General features: G+C 71.8%; 15 protein-coding genes. 12 read left to right on the plus strand and 3 right to left on the minus strand.

The features are described from left to right. Nucleotides 1-33 precede the first annotated feature (33 nt). On the minus strand, nt 34-339 hold the full coding sequence (locus tag ASF43_RS02175) for a hypothetical protein (protein WP_056176007.1): 306 nt from the start codon (nt 337-339) through the stop codon (nt 34-36). 13 nt (nt 340-352) lie between these two features. After that, on the minus strand, nt 353-739 hold the full coding sequence (locus ASF43_RS02180; protein ID WP_056178016.1) for a TfoX/Sxy family protein: 387 nt from the start codon (nt 737-739) through the stop codon (nt 353-355). A gap of 38 nt (nt 740-777) precedes the next feature. On the opposite strand from ASF43_RS02180, the gene ASF43_RS02185 reads away from it, so the two are divergent. Together ASF43_RS02185 and ASF43_RS02190 are read left to right on the plus strand one after the other, a co-directional pair. After that, nucleotides 778-1,449 (plus strand): hypothetical protein, encoded by a 672-nt coding sequence (locus ASF43_RS02185; protein ID WP_056176010.1) that lies wholly within the window; start codon nt 778-780, stop codon nt 1,447-1,449. Between the two features lie 294 nt (nt 1,450-1,743). Beyond that, complete coding sequence (locus ASF43_RS02190; protein ID WP_056176013.1) at nt 1,744-2,046, plus strand: cupin domain-containing protein; 303 nt, start codon at nt 1,744-1,746, stop codon at nt 2,044-2,046. A gap of 22 nt (nt 2,047-2,068) precedes the next feature. Here the strand turns inward: ASF43_RS02190 and ASF43_RS02195 are convergent, their stop codons facing one another. After that, nucleotides 2,069-3,682, minus strand: coding sequence for a rhodanese-like domain-containing protein (locus ASF43_RS02195; RefSeq protein WP_056176016.1), 1,614 nt, complete (start codon nt 3,680-3,682; stop codon nt 2,069-2,071). Nucleotides 3,683-3,783: 101 nt separating this feature from the next. Here ASF43_RS02195 and otnK point away from each other — a divergent pair, with 101 nt between their 5' ends. The 10 genes from otnK to ASF43_RS02245 all read left to right on the plus strand — a co-directional run bounded on the left by otnK (nt 3,784) and on the right by ASF43_RS02245 (nt 18,091). Continuing rightward, nucleotides 3,784-5,076 (plus strand): 3-oxo-tetronate kinase, encoded by a 1,293-nt coding sequence (gene otnK, locus ASF43_RS02200; RefSeq protein WP_056178018.1) that lies wholly within the window; start codon nt 3,784-3,786, stop codon nt 5,074-5,076. After that, nucleotides 5,073-5,744, plus strand: a complete 672-nt coding sequence (locus ASF43_RS02205) for an aldolase (protein WP_369803211.1) — start codon at nt 5,073-5,075, stop codon at nt 5,742-5,744. Before otnK ends, ASF43_RS02205 begins: the two co-directional genes overlap by 4 nt. 143 nt (nt 5,745-5,887) lie before the next feature. Then, complete coding sequence (locus tag ASF43_RS02210) at nt 5,888-6,796, plus strand: TauD/TfdA family dioxygenase (RefSeq protein WP_056176018.1); 909 nt, start codon at nt 5,888-5,890, stop codon at nt 6,794-6,796. A 67-nt stretch (nt 6,797-6,863) separates the two neighbouring features. After that, nucleotides 6,864-7,877, plus strand: coding sequence for an ABC transporter substrate-binding protein (locus ASF43_RS02215; protein WP_056176020.1), 1,014 nt, complete (start codon nt 6,864-6,866; stop codon nt 7,875-7,877). Nucleotides 7,878-7,894: 17 nt separating this feature from the next. Continuing rightward, nucleotides 7,895-8,740, plus strand: coding sequence for an ABC transporter ATP-binding protein (locus ASF43_RS02220; protein ID WP_056178021.1), 846 nt, complete (start codon nt 7,895-7,897; stop codon nt 8,738-8,740). After that, nucleotides 8,737-9,606, plus strand: coding sequence for an ABC transporter permease (locus ASF43_RS02225; protein ID WP_056176022.1), 870 nt, complete (start codon nt 8,737-8,739; stop codon nt 9,604-9,606). Before ASF43_RS02220 ends, ASF43_RS02225 begins: the two co-directional genes overlap by 4 nt. 80 nt (nt 9,607-9,686) lie before the next feature. Beyond that, nucleotides 9,687-10,235, plus strand: a complete 549-nt coding sequence (locus tag ASF43_RS02230) for a peroxiredoxin (RefSeq protein WP_200932447.1) — start codon at nt 9,687-9,689, stop codon at nt 10,233-10,235. A 109-nt stretch (nt 10,236-10,344) separates the two neighbouring features. Beyond that, nucleotides 10,345-10,605, plus strand: coding sequence for a hypothetical protein (locus ASF43_RS02235; protein WP_056176025.1), 261 nt, complete (start codon nt 10,345-10,347; stop codon nt 10,603-10,605). Then, entirely contained in the window at nt 10,606-13,224 is a 2,619-nt protein-coding gene (locus tag ASF43_RS02240; RefSeq protein ID WP_056176028.1) for an excinuclease ABC subunit UvrA, read from the plus strand. Between the two features lie 121 nt (nt 13,225-13,345). Further along, entirely contained in the window at nt 13,346-18,091 is a 4,746-nt protein-coding gene (locus ASF43_RS02245) for a hypothetical protein (protein WP_056176031.1), read from the plus strand. Nucleotides 18,092-18,103 lie beyond the last annotated feature (12 nt).

Below are 18,103 nucleotides of genomic sequence, written 5' to 3' on the forward strand. Positions count from 1 at the left end.
GTCAACAAGGTCGGCGCTCTGCACGCCCAGGATTCAAGGCCGGCCGCGGTACAGCCCGGGCCGTGCGGCGCCGTCGATGATCTGGCGCCACGATTTGCCTGCGGACCGCAACTGCTCGACCGACGGCCCCAGCGCATTGCCGTAGCGGCCCAGCGTCCAGGCCTCCAACCGCGCGAGATCCTCGGCCGGCGTCAGCGCCCGAAAGCGCTGCTTGAGTGCGTTGCGCTGCGCCACGATCCAGCGCGCGACCTGTTCCTCGCTGGTGCCCGCGGCGAGCATGCGGGCCGCCTCGGTGCCCAGGGCCGTGACCTCGGCTTCGTAGTGCGCGCGCGCATCCATCGCGGGAACCGGCTCAGCGCTTGGGTGAGCGCTTCCTGGCCGCCGCCCGCTGGCGCGGTGCAGCCGGTGCGCGCGGCGGCGTCCCCGAGCGCAGCACGGCCTCCCAGGCGAGGCGTGCCCAGCGCGCGGCCTCGTCGCGGTCCTCGAAGATCTCGGCCGGCGCCTCGTGGTAATGCATGCGCGCCAGCTCGCCCTTGCGCTCGTACTCGAAGGCCGGCAGGTGCTTCGCCTCGAAGGCCGCCACGCTCTGCGCGTCGGTCTTCAGATACAGCCGCTCGCGCGCCACCAGCGCGAACATGCGGCCTTCATGAAACACCCCATGGCCGCCGAACATGCGCCGCACCGCGATGCGGCCGAAGCGCTCGAAGACCTCGTGCAGGTTGTCGCTGAATTCGCTCATGCGCCGCATCATAGAAAAGCGCGGCTACGATCCGGCCCATGTCCGCTTCGCCACCCCTCCTGCACGGTCCTGTCGACCACCTGCTCGGCCTGTTGCGACAGATGCCGCCACGGCGCTGGATCGTGGGCATTGCCGGCCTGCCGGGCTCGGGCAAGAGCACCATCGCGCAGGCGCTGGCCGGCGCGGTGAACCTGGCGGCCGGCGCGCCCGTGGCCATGGCGCTGGGCATGGACGGCTTCCATCTCACGCGTGCGCAACTGCGTGCCTTCCCCGATCCGGATGCGGCCTTGCTGCGCCGCGGCGCACCCTGGACCTTCGATCCGCAGGGCCTGGCACAGCGGCTGGCCTTGCTGCGTTCACAGGCGGCACAGAGCCTGACCTGGCCCGGCTTCGAACACGGCGTGGGCGACCCGGTGGCCGATGCGATCCACGTGCCACCCTCGGTGCGCCTGGTGCTGCTGGAAGGCCTGTACCTGCTGCACGACGCGCACGGCTGGAACTTGCGCGGCGCCATGGACGCCTGCTGGTTTCTCGACGTGCCGCGCGAGGTGGCCATGGCGCGTCTGGCGGCGCGCCACCAGGCGGCCTGGGGCATCACGCCAGAGGAGGCCCTGGCCCGCATCGCGCGCAACGACGGGCTCAACGCCGAGATCGTCTGGCGCAGCCGGGCGCGCGCGGACGCGCTGGTGGCGGACGAAGTCAGGCCGTGAGCCCGCTCACGCCCGCCTGAGCAGCATCGCGCAGCGGTTTGCCCGTCAGGCGTGCACGCGCGTGGATGCCGCGCCGGCGCGCTTCGGCAGGGCTTGGGTGTGTTGCAGGGCAGGCTATCGCTGCGATTGAATGCCGTGTCTGGCCAAGGCGCTGCGGCGGCAATAGCATGGCGCCCATGCACACACTTGCCACCTTCCCCACCACCCGGCTTCACCGCGGGCGCCTGCTGCTGGGCGCGCTCATCCAGGCAGGCGGATGCGCGATCGCCGTCGGCCATTGGCTGGGGCGCTGAGATGCCCGCGATCCATCCTTCCCTGCAGGCCGCGACCACGCTCGAGGCGTTCCGCACCGCGGCACTGGCAGCCGGCTTCGACGAGGCGATGGCGCGCAGCTGGGCGCCGCACCAGGTCATCGACGACCATGCGCACCCCTTCGACGCCGAGGCGCTCGTCGTGGATGGCGAGATGTGGCTCGGCGACGCGCAGGGCACGCGGCACCTGCAGCCTGGCGACACCTTCGTGCTGGCGCGCGGCACCGTGCATTCGGAGCGCTACGGCGCCGCCGGCGCGACCTACTGGGTCGCGCGCCGCTCCTGAGACCCGGCCGCCGGGCGAGACCTCACGCCACGTGGAAGTGGTGCGTGCCGTCCCGGCCCAGTTGCTCGACCAGGCCGAACTCCCAATCCAGGTACGCCTGCATGGCTGCGCGCGGCGCGTCCGTGCCCTCGTAGGGCCGGCGGTAGCGGTCGGTGCGCGGCGTGGCCAGGCGGGCTTCGCCGCCTTCCAGCGGCAGGCCGGCCGCGGCCCATGCGTTCGTGCCGCCGTCCAGCACCAGCACCTGTGCGGGGTCCTGGCGCGCGGCCAGCAACGCGCGCAGGTCGGCCGCGGCATACGGCGCCAGCGCTCCGTCCGCGCTGGTCAGCACATAGCGCGCGGCGGGCGGCAGGGCGCCCAGCGCCTGGCGCAGCTGCGCGCGGATGGCGAACCAGGCGCCCGGGATGTGGGCCTGGACGTAGGCCTGGCCCGGGCCGAGGTCGAGCACCAGCGTGTTGCCATCGGCCAGCGCGGCCTGCAGCTGCGCGGGCGTGAGGCGCCCGGCATCGGGCGCGGGCGGCAGCACCGCGGGCTGCGCGCCGGTCTCGCCGCCGTCGGCCGCACGCGGGCCTGCGAGCACGTGCACGTCCCAGCCCATCTGCGCGAGCCATGAGCCCGTCATGCGCGCACGCACGCCGTCGTCGTCGGCGAGAACGATGGCCGCGCCGCGCACGGGCACCTGGTGATCGGTCTCCTGCACGAGCTGGCCGCCGGGCACGTTGGCAAAGCCGGGCAGGTGGCCGGCCGCGTATTCCTCGGGCGTGCGCACGTCGAAGGCATGCACCGTGCGGCCCGGCGCGGCGCGCAGCCGGGCCAGCGCCTCGGGCGCGATGGTGCGCACGCCGGCCCGCTCGGCCAGTTGCGCCGCGGCCTCCTGCGCGGCGGCCAGGTGCTGCGGGTCGACCGCGGCCGGTGCGCGCCGGCTTGCGCCGTGGTCCAGCACCTGGCCCGCGAGCAGCCAGCCGATGGTGCCGTTGCGCAGCGCCGCCACGGGGTTGGGCAGGCCTGCGTTCACGAGCGACTGCGTGCCGATGATGCTGCGCGTGCGGCCGGCGCAGTTCACGATGACCTGGGTGCGCGGGTCGGGCGCCAGCGCACGCACGCGCAAGACCAGCTCGGCGCCGGGCACGCTGGTCGCGCCGGGGATGCTCATGGTCTGGTACTCGTCGAAGCGGCGCGCGTCGACCACCACGGCGTCGGCGCCCGAGGCGATCAGGGCCTGCACCTCTTCGGCCGCCAGCGAGGGCGTGTGGCGCATGTGCTCGACCAGCTCGCCGAAGGCCTTGCTCGGCACGTTCACGTCGCGGAACACCTCGCCGCCGGCGGCCTGCCAGCCGGCCAGTCCACCGGCCAGCGCGAACAGGCGCGTGTAGCCCAGCGCGGCCAGCACGGCGGCCCCGCGCGGCACCAGGTCTTCGCCGTCGTGCTCGCCGTACAGCACGAGCGTGGTGTCGCGGCGCGGGATGCGGCGCCAGGCGTCGAGCTCGATGCGCGACAGCGGCAGGTTGGCGGCCCATAGCGGGTGGCATTGGGCGAACGGGTCTTCTTCGCGCAGGTCGAGCAGGGCGATCTCCTCGCGTGCGAGCAGGGCGCGGCGCACGGCGGCGAAGTCGAGGGTGGGAAGCGGTGGAGGGGTCATGGCGCCAGCATACGGCGCGCCGATGGCCTGGCGGGTGGCTGCAACCGCCCAAGCGTTGCCCCGGATAGCATGTCGTGGCCTCCAGCACCACACTGCCTGCCATGACACCACACACCGACCGCAAGACCGCCCCGGCCATCGTGCTCGGCTGCATCGCCGACGACTTCACGGGTGCGACCGACCTGGCCAACAACCTGGTGCGCGCCGGCATGCGCGTGGTGCAGGCCATCGGCGTGCCCGAGGGCCCGCTGGACACGCAGGCCGACGCCGTCGTCGTCGCGCTCAAGAGCCGCACCATCGCGCCGGACGAGGCCGTGGCCCAGTCGCTGGCAGCGCTGCAGTGGCTCCGGGCCCAGGGTGCCCAGCAGATCTACTTCAAATACTGCTCCACCTTCGACAGCACGCCCGCGGGCAACATCGGGCCCGTGACCGACGCGCTGATGCAGGCGCTGGAGACGCGCTTCACGATCGCCACGCCGGCCTTTCCGGACAACAAGCGCACCGTCTTCAAGGGCTACCTGTTCGCGGGCGACGTGCTGCTCAACGAGAGCGGCATGCAGGACCACCCACTCACGCCCATGACCGATCCCAATCTCGTGCGCGTGCTGCAGCCGCAGACGCGGCACAAGGTCGGTCTGGTGGACTACCAGGCCGTCGCCCAGGGGCCGGATGCGATCCGCGCGCGCTTTGCCGCATTGCAGGCACAGGGCGTGGGCATTGCGATCGTCGATGCGCTGGCCAATGCCGATCTCGTCACGCTGGGCCAGGCGCTGCAGGGCATGCCGCTCGTCACGGCGGGCTCGGGCGTGGCCATCGGGCTACCGCAGAACTTCGGCATCGCACCGGATGCGCAGGCCGCCGCCTTGCCCCCGGCCGCCGGCCTGCAGGCCGTGGTGTCGGGCAGCTGCTCGGTGGCGACCAACCGGCAGGTGGCCGAGTTCATCGCCAGCGGCCGGCCGGCGCTGGCGCTCGACCCGCTGCGCATCGCCAGCGGTGCCGATGTGGTCGGCGAGGCGCTGGCCTGGGCGGGGGGCAGGCTGGCCAGCGGCCCGGTGCTGGTCTATTCCACGGCCGAGCCTGCGGCCGTGCGCGCGATCCAGGGCCGGCTCGGCGTGGAGCAGGCCGGTGCGATGGTGGAGGACGCGATCGCCGGCATCGCGCGCGGCCTCGTGCAGGCCGGCGTGCGGCAGCTGGTCGTGGCCGGTGGCGAAACCTCCGGCGCCTGCGTGCAGGCACTCGGCATCGCGCAGATGCGCATCGGCGCGCAGATCGACCCTGGCGTGCCCTGGTGCTTCGCCACCAGCGACGTGGTGCCCGAGGGCCTGCACATCACGCTGAAGTCGGGCAACTTCGGCACGCCGGATTTCTTCACCAAGGCCTTTGCCACGCCATGAGTCATGACCTGGACGACGCCACGGCCCGCGCCGAGATCGTGCGCGTGGGGCGCAGCCTGTTCGAGCGCGGCTACGTGCACGCCACGGCCGGCAACATCAGCGTGCGCCTGGCAGACGGTTACCTGATCACGCCGACCGATGCCTGCCTGGGCCTGCTGGACCCGCAGCGCCTGGCGCGGCTGGACGCCGAGGGCCGGCAGGTGGACGGCGACCGCGCCAGCAAGACCATCGTGCTGCACCGCCGCATCTACGAGGCCAGCGCGGCCACGCCGCAGCCGGCGCGCTGCATCATCCACACGCACAGCACGCACCTGGTCGCGTGCTCGCTGCAGCATGGCGATGCCGAGGAACTGCTGCCACCCATCACGCCGTATTTCGTGATGAAGGTCGGCCGCGTGCCGCACATCGGCTACCGCCGCCCCGGGGCGCCCGAGGCGGCCGAGGCCGTGGCCGATGCCATCGCCCGGTACGCGCACGACGGCCGCGCGATCCGCGCCGTGATGCTGGCGCGCCTGGGCCCCAACGTGTGGCACGACAGCCCGGCAGCGGCGATGGCGGTGCTCGAGGAGCTGGAGGAGACGGCCCGGCTGTGGCTGCTGGCCAAGCCGGCGCCGCTCGGGCAAGAGCAGATCGAGGAGTTGCGCCAGCAGTTCGGCGCGCGCTGGTGAGCGAGGACGTGCCGCGTGCCGCCCGCGGCGCAGGCCATCAGATCGGGTCGGCATAAGCAAGCAAGAAAACTGTCGTTTGTCCGGGGCAGGCCCACCCGTACAGTGCGTGGATCTGCCTCCATTGCGCCGACGGCGCCCGCCCGATGTCTGCCCTTCCCGAGACCTTGCAACCCGGTGTTGCCGCCGACCCCACGCCCTCCCAAGCGTTCGACGTGCGGCGTTTCGATGCGCCCTTCGGCGCCGAGGTGGTGGGCCTGGACCTGTCCAAGCCGCTGAACGCCGCCGATTTCGCGACCATCCACCGCGCGCACCTGGCGCACCACGTGCTGGTGTTGCGCGACCAGCGCATCACGCCCGCCGAGCACGTCGCCTTCAGCCGCCGCTTCGGCCCGCTGCAGATCCATGTGCAGAAGAAATTCCAGCTCGCCGGCACGCCCGAGGTGCTGATCGTCTCCAACATCAAGGAGAACGGCGAGCCCATCGGCCTGGGCGATGCCGGCCACTATTGGCACTCGGACCTGTCGTACAAGGAAAGGCCTAGCCTGGGCTCGTTGCTGCACGCGCAGGAGCTGCCGAACGAGGGCGGCGACACCTTGTTCGCCGACCAGCATGCGGCCTACGAGGCCTTGCCGCAGAGCGTGAAGGAACGCATCGCCACGCTCAAGGCCGAGCACAGCTACCTGGCCAAGTACGAGGAGCTGCGCGCGCGCAGCCCCTGGCGCCCTGCGCTCACGCAGGCCCAGCTCGACGAGGTCAAGCCCGTCGTGCACCCGGTGGTGCGCACGCACCCCGAGACCGGCCGCAAGGCACTGTTCGTCAGCGAGCACTTCACGACGCGCATCGTGGGCGTGCCCGAGAACGAGAGCCGCGCGCTGCTGAGCCTGTTGTTCGCGGCCAGCACCAAGCCCGAGTTCCAGCTGCGCCACCGGTGGCGGCCGCACGACATCGTGTTCTGGGACAACCGCTCGGTGGTGCACCTGGCCGCCGGCACGCCGGACAGCGAACGCCGCAAGCTCTACCGCACCACGATCGAGGGCGACACGCCTTTCTGATCCCCGCTTCTTTGCACCGTGCCCGCCATCCCGCGGGCCGGCTTCGCTCACCCTGGAGATTCCTCACATGCCACGTTTCACCCGCCGCATCGCCGTGATCGCCACCGGCATCTCGCTGCTTGCCGGCAGCCTGGCCGCCCACGCCCAAGAGGGCCGCATCCGCATCGCCGAGCAATTCGGCATCGTCTACCTGCTGCTCAACGTGGCGCAGGAACAAAAGCTCATCGAGAAGCACGCCAAGGCGGCCGGCGTGGACGCCAAGGTCGAGTGGGTCAAGCTCTCGGGCGGCGCGGCCGTGAACGATGCGCTGCTGTCCGGCAACATCGAGATCGCCGGTGCCGGCGTGGGCCCGCTGCTGACCATCTGGGACCGCACCAAGGGCCGCCAGAACGTGAAGGGCGTGGCCTCGCTGGGCAACTTCCCGTACTACCTCACGACCAACAACCCGAACGTGAAGACGATTGCCGACTTCACCGAGAAGGACCGCATCGCCGTGCCGGCCGTGGGCGTGTCGGTGCAGTCGCGCTACCTGCAGATGGCGTCCGCCAAGCTGTGGGGCGACAAGGAATTCAACCGCCTGGACAAGATCAGCGTGGCCGTGCCGCACCCGGACGCCACCGCCGCCATGGTCAAGGGCGGCACCGAGATCACCGGCCACTTCGGCAACCCGCCGTTCCAGGACCAGGTGCTGGCTGGCAATCCGCAGGCGCGCATCGTGCTCAAGTCCTACGACGTGATGGGCGGCCCCACCTCGGCGACCGTGCTGTACGCCACAGAGAAGTTCCGCAGCGAGAGCCCCAAGACCTACAAGGCCTTCATCGACGCGTTGAGCGAGGCCGCGCAGTTCGTCACCGCCAACCCCGAGCAGGCGGCCGACATCTACATCAAGGTGGCCAACGCGAAGATCGACCGCGACCTGCTGCTCAAGATCATCAAGAACCCCGAGGTGCAGTTCAAGACCGCGCCGCAGAACACCTACGCCATGGCCGAGTTCATGCACCGCGTGGGCGCGATCAAGAACAAGCCCGCTTCGGCGCGCGACTACTTCTTCGACGACGCGCATTCCGCGCAAGGCAACTGAGCGTGGCCGAGCTGGCCATGCGCAACGGTTTGCCGGCCACGGCCCTGCGCGCACCGGGCGCCGTGGCCCAGCCGGCACGCGCCGCAGAACCCTCGCCGCTGCTGCAGGTCGACGGCGTGAGCCTGGAGTACCGCACGCCCGAGCGCGTGGTGCGCGCCACGCACCGTGTGGGCTTCGACGTGCACGCGGCCGAGCGCTTCGTGCTGCTCGGCCCCTCGGGCTGCGGCAAGTCCACGCTGCTCAAGGCCGTGGCCGGCTTCATCGCCCCGGTGGAGGGCGAGATCCGGCTGGACGGCCACCGCGTCACCGCGCCGGGGCCGGACCGCATCGTCGTCTTCCAGGAATTCGACCAGCTGCCGCCGTGGAAGACGGTGCACCAGAACGTCATGTTCCCGCTGCTGGCCTCGCGCACGCTGGGCAAGCGTGAGGCCGCCGAGCGCGCGCTGCACTACCTGGACAAGGTGGGCCTGGCCAGGTTCGCCGACGTGCATCCGCACCAGCTCTCGGGCGGCATGAAGCAGCGCGTGGCCATCGCCCGCGCGCTGGCCATGCAGCCGCGGGTGCTGCTGATGGACGAGCCCTTCGCCGCGCTGGATGCCCTCACGCGCCGCAAGATGCAGGAAGAGCTGCTGGCCCTGTGGGACGAGGTGCGCTTCACGCTGCTGTTCGTCACGCACTCGATCGAAGAGGCGCTGGTGGTGGGCAGCCGCATCGCGCTGCTGTCGCCGCACCCGGGCCGCATGCGCGCCGAGATCAACAGCCACGAGTTCGGCCTGCACAGCACGGGTGGTGCCGCGTTCCAGGCCACCGCGCAGCGCATCCATGGCCTGCTGTTCGAACACGAAGGAGCTGTCGCTTCATGAGCGCGTCGCATCCCACGATCCGCCCCGAATACGAGCTGCCGCTCGAACCCTTCACGCAGGGCGCCGTCGAGCGCGCCTTGCCCTGGTCCACGCGGCTGTGGTCGCAGGGCTGGCTGCGCAAGGGCCTGATCCTCGCCGTGCTCGTGCTGCTGTGGGAAGGGCTCGCGCGCTGGCAGGACAACGACCTGCTGCTCCCCACCTTCACCGCCACGGCGCGCGCGCTGGTGGATGGCCTGCTCAGCGGCGAGCTGATCGACAAGGTCGGCATCTCGCTGGCGGTGCTGTTGCAGGGCTATGTGGCCGGCGTGCTGCTGGCCTTCGCGCTGACCACGCTGGCCGTGTCCACGCAACTGGGCCGCGACCTGTTGTCCACGCTCACGTCCATGTTCAACCCGCTGCCGGCCATCGCGCTGCTGCCGCTGGCGCTGCTGTGGTTCGGCCTGGGCAAGGGCAGCCTGGTCTTCGTGCTGATCCATTCCGTGCTGTGGCCGCTGGCGCTGAACACCTTCGCCGGCTTCCAGGGCGTGCCCGAAACGCTGCGCATGGCCGGGCGCAACTATGGCCTCACCGGCCTGCGCTACGTGCTGCCGATCCTGGTGCCGGCCGCGCTGCCGGCGATCCTGTCGGGCCTGAAGATCGGCTGGGCCTTCGCCTGGCGCACGCTGATCGCGGCCGAGCTGGTGTTCGGCGCCTCGTCGGGACAGGGCGGGCTGGGCTGGTACATCTTCCAGAACCGCAACGAGCTGTACACCGACCGCGTGTTCGCAGGTCTCGTGATGGTGGTCTTGATCGGGCTGGCGGTGGAGACGCTGGGCTTCGCGACGCTGGAGCGGCTGACGGTGCGGCGCTGGGGGCAGCAGCGCTGAGCGCGGCCTGCGGGCCGACAGCGGCGTGCCGCTCCTGCTGGCACACTGGCACCCATTCCAACCGGAGATGCCTCGTGACCCTGCAGCCCTTCGTTCGCCACGCCGCCGTGCTGGCCACCCTCGTGTTCTCGCTGGCCTGCGCACACGCCGCGCTCAAGCCCGGCGACGCCGCACCCACGTTCAGCACCGAGGCCGCACGGGGCGGCAAGACCTTCAGCTTCCAGCTGGGCGATGCGCTCAAGCGCGGGCCGGTGGTGCTGTACTTCTTTCCCAAGGCCTTCACGCAGGGCTGCACCGTCGAGGCCAACCTGTTCGCCGAGGCCAGCGAGCGCTTCGCGGCGCTGGGCGCCACCGTGGTCGGCATCTCGGCCGACAACATCGACACGCTCAAGCGCTTCTCGGTCGAGGCCTGCCGCGACAAGTTCGCCGTGGCGGCCGATGCGTCGGCCAAGGTCATCAAGGCCTACGACGCCCAGTCCAGCTGGAGCGCCGACATGTCCGACCGCATCTCCTACGTGATCGGCAAGGACGGCAGAATCGCGTTCACGCACCACGGCCCGGACCCGCAGGCGCATGTGCAGAACACGCTGAAGGCGGTGGAGGCCCTGGGCGGCCCAGGCCAACGCTGAGCGCGCTGCGCGTTCCGCCTTCGTCCTTGGAGGACGGGAGCGCCTGTCCTACCCACGTCGTCTCGCGCGCGAGCACCATGGCGGTGTGTGCAACGGACAGGAGAAACCCATGCAAGACACCAAGACCGGCACGCCGGCGCCCACCCCGGGCGAACCCACCACCACGCTCCCCGAAGACCGCAAGCGCATGGCGCACGAGGAGCAGGCCCAGGGCGGCGTGCAGATCAGCTCGAGTGGCGCCGTGATGGGCCAGCCCGACGCCGAGCATGGTGCCTACGGCATGCGGCGTGACGACGCGCCAGGGGCCGAGACCGCCACCGAACGCGAGATCCGCGGGGTTGCGCCCGGCAAACCTGCCGCACGCCCCTGAGTGGCTGAGCGTGCCGGCTTCGTGCGCGTGCGCGGTGCGCGCGAGCACAACCTCAGGAATATCGACGTCGACATCCCGCGCGACGCGCTCGTGGTGTTCACGGGCATCTCGGGCTCGGGCAAGTCTTCCCTGGCCTTCGGCACCATCTACGCGGAGGCGCAGCGGCGCTACCTGGAGTCTGTCGCGCCCTATGCGCGGCGGCTGATCCAGCAGGCGGGCGTGCCAGCCGTGGACAGCATCGAGGGCCTGCCCCCGGCAGTCGGCCTGCAGCAGCAGCGCGGCACGCCGGGCGCGCGCTCGTCGGTGGGCAGCCTGACGAGTCTGTCGTCGCTGCTGCGCATGCTGTACTCACGCGCTGGCGAATATCCACGCGGCCAGCCCATGCTGTACGCCGAGGATTTCTCGCCCAATACACCCGAGGGTGCCTGCCCGCATTGCCACGGCCTGGGCCAGGTGTTCGATGTGACCGAGCAGTCCATGGTCCCCGACGACACGCTCACCATCCGCGAGCGTGCGGTCGCGGCCTGGCCCACGGCCTGGGGCGGGCAGAACCTGCGCGACATCCTCGTGAGCATGGGCATCGACGTCGACAGGCCCTGGCGCGAGCTGCCCAAGAAGGAGCGTGACTGGATCCTCTTCACCGAGGAGCACCCCACCGTGCCGGTCTATGCCGGCTTCACGCCGGCCGAGACGCGCGCGGCCCGGCGCAGCCGCATGGAGCCCAGCTACCAGGGCACGTTTACGGGCGCGCGGCGCTATGTGCTGCAGACCTTCGCCACGACGCAGAGCGCGCTCACGAAAAAGCGTGTCGCGCGCTTCATGCAGGCCACGCCGTGCCCTGAGTGCCAGGGCCAGCGGCTCAAGCGTGCGTCGCTGTCGGTGCGCTTCGCCGGGCTGAACATCGCCGCGCTGATGGCGCTGCCCATGCAACGTCTGGCCGAGGTGCTGACACCGGCGGCGCAGGGCACGCAGGCGGCGCAGGATGCAGGGCAAGTGCTGCCCCGCAAGGCCGCGCAGCGCGACACGGCACGCCGCGTGGCAGCCGGCGGCGCAGCCCACAGCGCGGCGCCCGACGTGCGCCGCACCGCCAACCTGTCGGAAGAAAAGCGCATCGCCGCCCAACGCATCGCGCACGAGGTGCTGCAGCGCGTGCAGGCCCTGGGTGCGCTGGGCCTGGGCTATCTGCCGCTGGACCGCGGCACGGCCAGCCTGTCGCCCGGCGAACTGCAGCGCTTGCGGCTGGCCACGCAGATCCAGTCCAACCTGTTCGGCGTGGTCTACGTGCTGGACGAACCTTCGGCCGGCCTGCACCCGGCCGACGCACAGGCGCTGCTGCAGGCGCTGGCCCGGCTCAAGGCCGCCGGCAACTCGCTGCTGGTGGTGGAGCACGACATGGACATGGTGGCCCGCGCCGACTGGATCGTGGACGTGGGGCCGGGCGCGGGCGAGCAGGGCGGCCAGGTGCTGTACAGCGGCCCGCCCGAGGGCCTGCGCCAAGTCGCGGCCTCGCGCACAGCGCGCCATCTGTTCGATGTCGCGCCGGTTCCCCCGCGTGCGCCGCGCCAGCCCGTGGCCTGGCTCACGCTGCTGGGCGTGCAATGCAACAACCTGCAAGGCGTGGATGTCGCGTTCCCGCTCGGGGTGCTGACCACCGTCACGGGCCTGTCGGGGGCCGGCAAGTCCAGCCTGGTCGGCACGGCGCTGGCCGATCTCGTGCGCATGGCGCTGGGGCACGGGTTGCCGCCCGCGGCAGATGGCGCGGGCGAGCTCGAGGAGCAGGCCGCCGGCCTGGTCGCCGGGCGCATCGCAGGCGGGCTGGGCCCGGTCACGCGGCTGGTGCAGGTGGACCAAAAGCCCATCGGCCGCACGCCACGCTCCAACCTCGCCACCTACACCGGCTTGTTCGATCCCGTGCGCAAGCTGTTTGCCGACACGCCGGCCGCGCGCAAGCGCCGGTATGACGCCGGGCGTTTCTCGTTCAACATCGCCAAGGGACGCTGCCCGACCTGCGAGGGTGAGGGTTTCGTCAGCGTGGAGCTGCTGTTCATGCCCAGCGTCTATGCGCCCTGCCCGGACTGCCAGGGCCAGCGCTACAACGCTGCCACGCTGGCCGTGCAGTACCGCGGCAAGAACATCGCCGAAGTGCTGCAGCTCAGCGTGGCAGAAGCCGCCGAGTTCTTTGCCGACCAGGTTGGCGTGCGCCGCAGCCTGCAGTTGCTGATCGACATCGGCCTGGGCTACCTGCGACTGGGCCAGCCGGCCACCGAGCTGTCGGGCGGCGAGGCCCAGCGCATCAAGCTGGCGACCGAACTGCAGCGCGCGCAGCGTGGCCACACGTTGTACGTGCTGGACGAGCCGACGACCGGACTGCACCCGGACGATGCCGAGCTGCTGGTCACCCAGCTGCAGGGCCTGGTCGATGCAGGGCAGACCGTGGTGCTGGTGGAGCACGACATGCGCGTGGCCGCGCAGGGCGACTGGGTCATCGACATGGGGCCCGGGGCGGGGGATGCGGGCGGGCGCGTGGTGGCCAGCGGAGTGCCGTGCGAGGTGGCGCGGGGCCCGGGGCCTTCGGCGCCCTATCTGGCGCGTGCCATGGGGCTGGGCAGCCCGGCCTGACAGCCAGGGTGGGGCACCGCCCCGGCCTGCGGGTGCCCAACTAAGATCGGTCCCCGTTCCGGCCGGCACCTGTGGCGAGCCGGCCCGTCCTCCCTGCCATTCCACCGTTCGGGGCCGCGCCGTGACGAAACTGCAGTTCATCATTTCCTGCGTCAGCGACGAGTTCGAGAGCTACCGCAAGGCGTTGCACCGCCAGCTCGACGGCCCCAACGTGACCGGGAAGATCCAGGAGCACTTCATCGCCGGCGGCCATGGGACCTTGGACAAGCTCGACGTCTACGTACGCGCCAGCGATGCGGTCGTCCATCTGGTCGGTGACATGACGGGCGCATTGGCACCGTGGGCTGCCGTGGCCTCCATGGCCGACCTGGAGGACTTCGCCCGTGCCGTGCCCGCAGTCGCCCCATTCCTCGCGCCAGGCGCACCGCGTCTGTCGTACACGCAGTGGGAGGCCTGGCTGGCGCTGTACCGCAAGCGCAAGCTGTTCATCGCCGTGCCTCTCGCTGGCGTGCCGCGCAGCGCGGGCTACCGGCTCGACGCGGCGCAGGTGCAGGCCCAGCAGGAGCACCTGGCGCGCCTGGAGGCATCCGGCCGCCATGCCGAGATCCAGTTCGTCAGCGACCACGATCTGGTGTCGCAGGTGCAGGCGGTCTATCTCCAGGAGCTGCTGGACCGGCCGTCCGACCTGGCCGAACACCAGGCCCTGCAGGCCAGGTTGCAGGGCTTTCGCGGCCCGGTCGGCTGGCTCAGGGCGCAGTACCTCGGCGCGCCGGACGCGCCCGTGCCTTTCGGTGGGCGTGCGCGTGAGATGGAGGCCTTGAACGCCTGGCTCGAAGGCCGCCCCGAGGCCGGTGCGCCGCCGCTGCTGGCGGGCCGTGCCATGTCGTCCCACCTGCTCGTGCATGCGCCCGCGGGGCGCGGCAAGACGGCCCTGCTGATCCGGTGGATGGCGCAACTCGGGCGCGACTGGGCCTGTATCTTCGTGCCCGTCAGCATCCGGGCCGGGACCAACGAGGAACTGACGTTCTACGAGGCGTTGGCCGCGGAGCTGGCCGCGCACCTGGGTGAACTGCTGCCGCCGGCCAGTGGCAGCCCCGTGCTGCACTACCGCAGCCAGGTCGCGCGGTGCCTGGCCCGCATCGGCGCGGGCACGCGCCCCTGCCTGGTCGTGGTCGATGGGTTGGACGAGGCGCGCGGCTGGCAGATCCATCCCTCGGTGCTGGCGCAGGCCGACAGCCCTGTGCTGCGCATCATGGTGGCCGCTCGCGAGCTGGCGGGTGACCGGGGCGCCGGCAAATGGCTGGGCCGGCTGGGCTGGGCGCCGCCGCATGCGCAGGCCTGCACGCTGCGGGTCGGCCCGCTCACGCGCGACGGCGTTGCCGACCTGCTGGAGAGCATGCAGTTGCAGATCGGCCCTTTGTCCAGGGATGGGGACGTCGTGCAGGAGCTGTACCGCCTGTCCGACGGCGGAGATCCCCTGGTGCTGCAGTTCTACGCGCAGGATCTGCAGGCCCGGGGTGCCGACGCGGCCCGGCTGCGGCCGGATCAGTTGCGCCAACTGCAACCAGGTTTTTCCGCCTACATCGCGCAATGGATGGACGACCAGAGCAGGGAGTGGGCAGCGCAGGGGCGGCCCCTGGACGAAGGCCTGCTCGATGCCATCCTGGCCGTTCTGTCCTGCGCACACGGCCCGCTGCAGCTGGCGGATCTGGAAGGCATCGTGCAGCGCACCTTGCCGGGCCGCCAGCCCTTGTTCTTCAAGCCCGCCACGGTCGAGCCGCTGCAGCGGTTCATCCTGGGCGACGCCCAGGGGGCGGGCTATGTGCTGGCCCATCCCAAGCTGGCGACGGTGCTGCAGCAGGAGGTGCTGGCCGGCGGTGGCCTCGTGCGCGCGGCCCGGGCGGCGTTTGCGGGCTGGATCCGAGAGACGGTGCACAGCCTCAATGACGGACGGCTGGCGCCACACGAGGCGCCGTCCTATGTGCTGCTCTTCTGCGTGCAGCATCTGGCGGAAGGTGGCGCCACTACGCCGCTGGACGACTGGGCTGCGTTGCTGGACCCGGGCTGGCGCGCGGCCTGGGAGCGCCACGAGGGCGACTACCGCGGCTATGCGCGCGACCTGGAATCCGTGGCGCAGGCCCTGCGTGCGGCTGCCGACGACAACCCGGCCGTGCTGCGCCACGCCAGGCACGGGCTGGGCGGGCAGGTGCGCTGCGCGCTGCTGCTCAGCTCCATCCGCAGCACGGGCCTGGACGCGACCGGCGAGGTGCTGGCCGCCTTCCTGCAGGGCGGGCAGATCGCGCCGGCGCGTGCCTTGCACCTGGCGCAGCTCAAGCCCGAGAAGGAACGCGCCAGGGCGATCGGTGCGTTCATCCATCTGCTGCCACAGTCTTTGCAGCAGCAGGCCCTGGCCCTGGCCGACGGGATCGCCGACCCCGGGGCGCGCCACGACTACCGCATGGCTGTCGCCGCCCGCTTGCCGCCGGGCCTGCAGGCGGGTGCTTACCAAGATGCCCTGGCGGACGCGAGCGTGCTGCAAGGCCCGGCGCGCGCCTCGGCGCTGCATGCCTTGCAGCCGCATGTGCCGGCCGCGCAATGGGACCGCGTCGCGCTGGCAGGCCACGGCCCCCCAGCCGCGCCCGCGGCGCAGGCGGCAGCTGCGCCCGTGCCGGCGCTGGACTTCCATGAATCGATCCGGCTGGAGCGCTACGCGGATCAGGCGGACCTGACGCCGCAGGACATGCGGGCGCTGCTCACGCACGCTGACTGGGGCAGCCTGGGCGCGCACTGGCTCATCGCGTTGCTGGCGCCGCGGCTGAACGTCGACGTACAGCGCTTTGCCATGGCGCAGATCGCACGGCACGAGTCGCTCTGGGGCGACGCCATGCTGGAGACGCTGGCGCTGCGCGGGCACCAGGACCTGTTGGTCGAGGTGCTGCAGGCTGGCGTGGCGGCCAGGCGCTACCACGCCGACCGGGTGGCTGCGGCACTCGTGCAGCGGCGCGGCGGGCGCTTGCCCCCAGCCTTCGTCACGCCCTTGCTGGCGCTGAATTGGGACGACTGGGGCACGAGCCGCAACATCCAGGGCGTCGTGCCATACCTGGATGCTGCCGCGCTGCGCGTGCTGCTCGACGAGGTCGTGGCCCGGCCGTCGCTGTTCGCCAACCGCATGCTCCAGGTCCTCGCCGCGCGTGTGCCCACCCGCCTGCTGGGCCGCGTCCTGCGCGCCAGCATCGCCCACGCGGGCCTGGGGCTCGACCACGTGCTGGCCGCGGTGGCCGCACGTTACGGTGGCAAGCTGCCGGCGGCGTTGCAGCGCAGCGCCCTGAAAGCGCTGCGGGCCTGCGACGCCGGCACCAGCAGCGCCGCCCACTTGGCGCAATGGCTGGCGCCATTGCTGGACCGCGGGCTGCTCGACGCGCTGCTGCAGGCCATGCTCGCGACCGCCGGTGGGGGTGTGGACAAGCCCTTGCGCGCACTCGTGGCGCGCGGCGAGCTCGACATCGCCGACATGCTGCATGCCGTGCTCACCATGGAGCGGCGCGCCTACCAGGACGCTGCCTTGCGCGGCCTCGGCACGCTGCCGCCGGCCCTGCTGGAGCGGGCACTGGACACCGTGCTGCAGCGCGACGACGCCGAGGCGAGAAGTGCCTTCGTCGCGCTGGCGCCGCAGTTGCCGCCCGATCGCCTGGTCGCCGCCTTGCGCGGCGCAGCGCCCGAGCGCATGGCCGCCATCCTGCCGGCATGCGTGGCGCTGCTCCCAGAAGCGGCGTTGGGCGAGGCTGTGGCCTGGGCCGCATGCATCGATGGCCCACGTGCGCGCGCCGAGGTGCTGGCCCAGCTCCTGCCCCGGCTGCACGCCGCCGGCCGCAAGGACAGCCTGGCCCAGGCCCTGGAGCTGACGCTCAATGTGGGCGACGAGGCCGCGCGGGCCGTGGCCCAAGCGGTGATCCGCCATGGCGCCGCCTTGCCGCCGGCTGCCGAGTTGCTGCACGTGCCCACCGGCGGCGCAGCCCGCGATGGCCTGGTCGCGGCGCAAACGCTGGTGCTGATGCTGCGCGCGCAGAGCGTGCCGGAGCCGCGGCGCACGGCCGTGCTGGAGGCGGCGGCCAGCGCCACGGCGGGCGCGTCCGAACTCCCTGCGCGCGCGTTGCTGCTAGGCCTGGTCGCGCCGCGCCTGCCGCAGCCGCGCTGGTCCGCCTTGATCGAAGACGCACTGCTGCTGGCCCAGTCGTCCTCCGGCGCGGACGCCGCCGTCCTGGCGCAGCTGCTGCTGTTGCCGTTCCGGCCACCGGACACGTTCGAGGCCGCGGCCGCGCGCCTGCGCGCGGATGCCGACGGCATGGCCGACGCCGGCGTTCGCGCCGGCCTGCTGGCAGCACTGGACTGCATGCAGGCGTTCGTGCGGGGCGCGCCGGCCGACGAGCTGCTCTCTGCCACCCACGCATGCCTGGACGCCAACAGCGACATGGCCGGGGACGCGTTGCAAGCGGTTGCCTGCGTGCTGCTCCTCGTGTTCGGCGGCCCCATGCCGGCCACGCAGCGCGACCAGGGCCTGGCCACCATCGGCGCGCTCGAGGACCAGGGCTTGCAGGCCGGCCTGCGCGCCGCGGTGGCGCCCTGCGTGCCCACGCCACAGCTGTGGCCCTGGATGCGGCAGGTGCTGGCGCTGGCTGCGCAGCAGACACGGCCCGAAGCACTGATGATGCTCGCGCTGTGCCAGGGCCTGGCGCATGTGGCGCTGGCCCACCATGCGGCCCTGGGTGCGAACCGCCTGGGCGACAGTCCACTCATGCGCCTGGGCGGCCAGGCTGCCATCACCGAGACGCTGGCGGCCATCGACGAGGTCTGCACGGCCTGGCCCTGAGCCGCGGCGCGC

The sequence above is a fragment of the Pseudorhodoferax sp. Leaf267 genome, assembly GCF_001422405.1.
GTDB lineage: Bacteria > Pseudomonadota > Gammaproteobacteria > Burkholderiales > Burkholderiaceae_C > Pseudorhodoferax.

Bases quoted from the DNA above. Each gene is read 5' to 3' on its own strand.
- ASF43_RS02215 (WP_056176020.1), top strand. From the start codon at position 6,864: ATGCCACGTTTCACCCGCCGCATCGCCGTGATCGCCACCGGCATCTCG.
- ASF43_RS02225 (WP_056176022.1), top strand. From the start codon at position 8,737: ATGAGCGCGTCGCATCCCACGATCCGCCCCGAATACGAGCTGCCGCTC.
- ASF43_RS02175 (WP_056176007.1), bottom strand. From the start codon at position 339: ATGGATGCGCGCGCGCACTACGAAGCCGAGGTCACGGCCCTGGGCACC.
- ASF43_RS02235 (WP_056176025.1), top strand. From the start codon at position 10,345: ATGCAAGACACCAAGACCGGCACGCCGGCGCCCACCCCGGGCGAACCC.
- ASF43_RS02220 (WP_056178021.1), top strand. From the start codon at position 7,895: ATGCGCAACGGTTTGCCGGCCACGGCCCTGCGCGCACCGGGCGCCGTG.
- ASF43_RS02185 (WP_056176010.1), top strand. From the start codon at position 778: ATGTCCGCTTCGCCACCCCTCCTGCACGGTCCTGTCGACCACCTGCTC.
- ASF43_RS02195 (WP_056176016.1), bottom strand. From the start codon at position 3,682: ATGACCCCTCCACCGCTTCCCACCCTCGACTTCGCCGCCGTGCGCCGC.
- ASF43_RS02210 (WP_056176018.1), top strand. From the start codon at position 5,888: ATGTCTGCCCTTCCCGAGACCTTGCAACCCGGTGTTGCCGCCGACCCC.
- ASF43_RS02190 (WP_056176013.1), top strand. From the start codon at position 1,744: ATGCCCGCGATCCATCCTTCCCTGCAGGCCGCGACCACGCTCGAGGCG.
- otnK (WP_056178018.1), top strand. From the start codon at position 3,784: ATGACACCACACACCGACCGCAAGACCGCCCCGGCCATCGTGCTCGGC.
- ASF43_RS02205 (WP_369803211.1), top strand. From the start codon at position 5,073: ATGAGTCATGACCTGGACGACGCCACGGCCCGCGCCGAGATCGTGCGC.
- ASF43_RS02180 (WP_056178016.1), bottom strand. From the start codon at position 739: ATGAGCGAATTCAGCGACAACCTGCACGAGGTCTTCGAGCGCTTCGGC.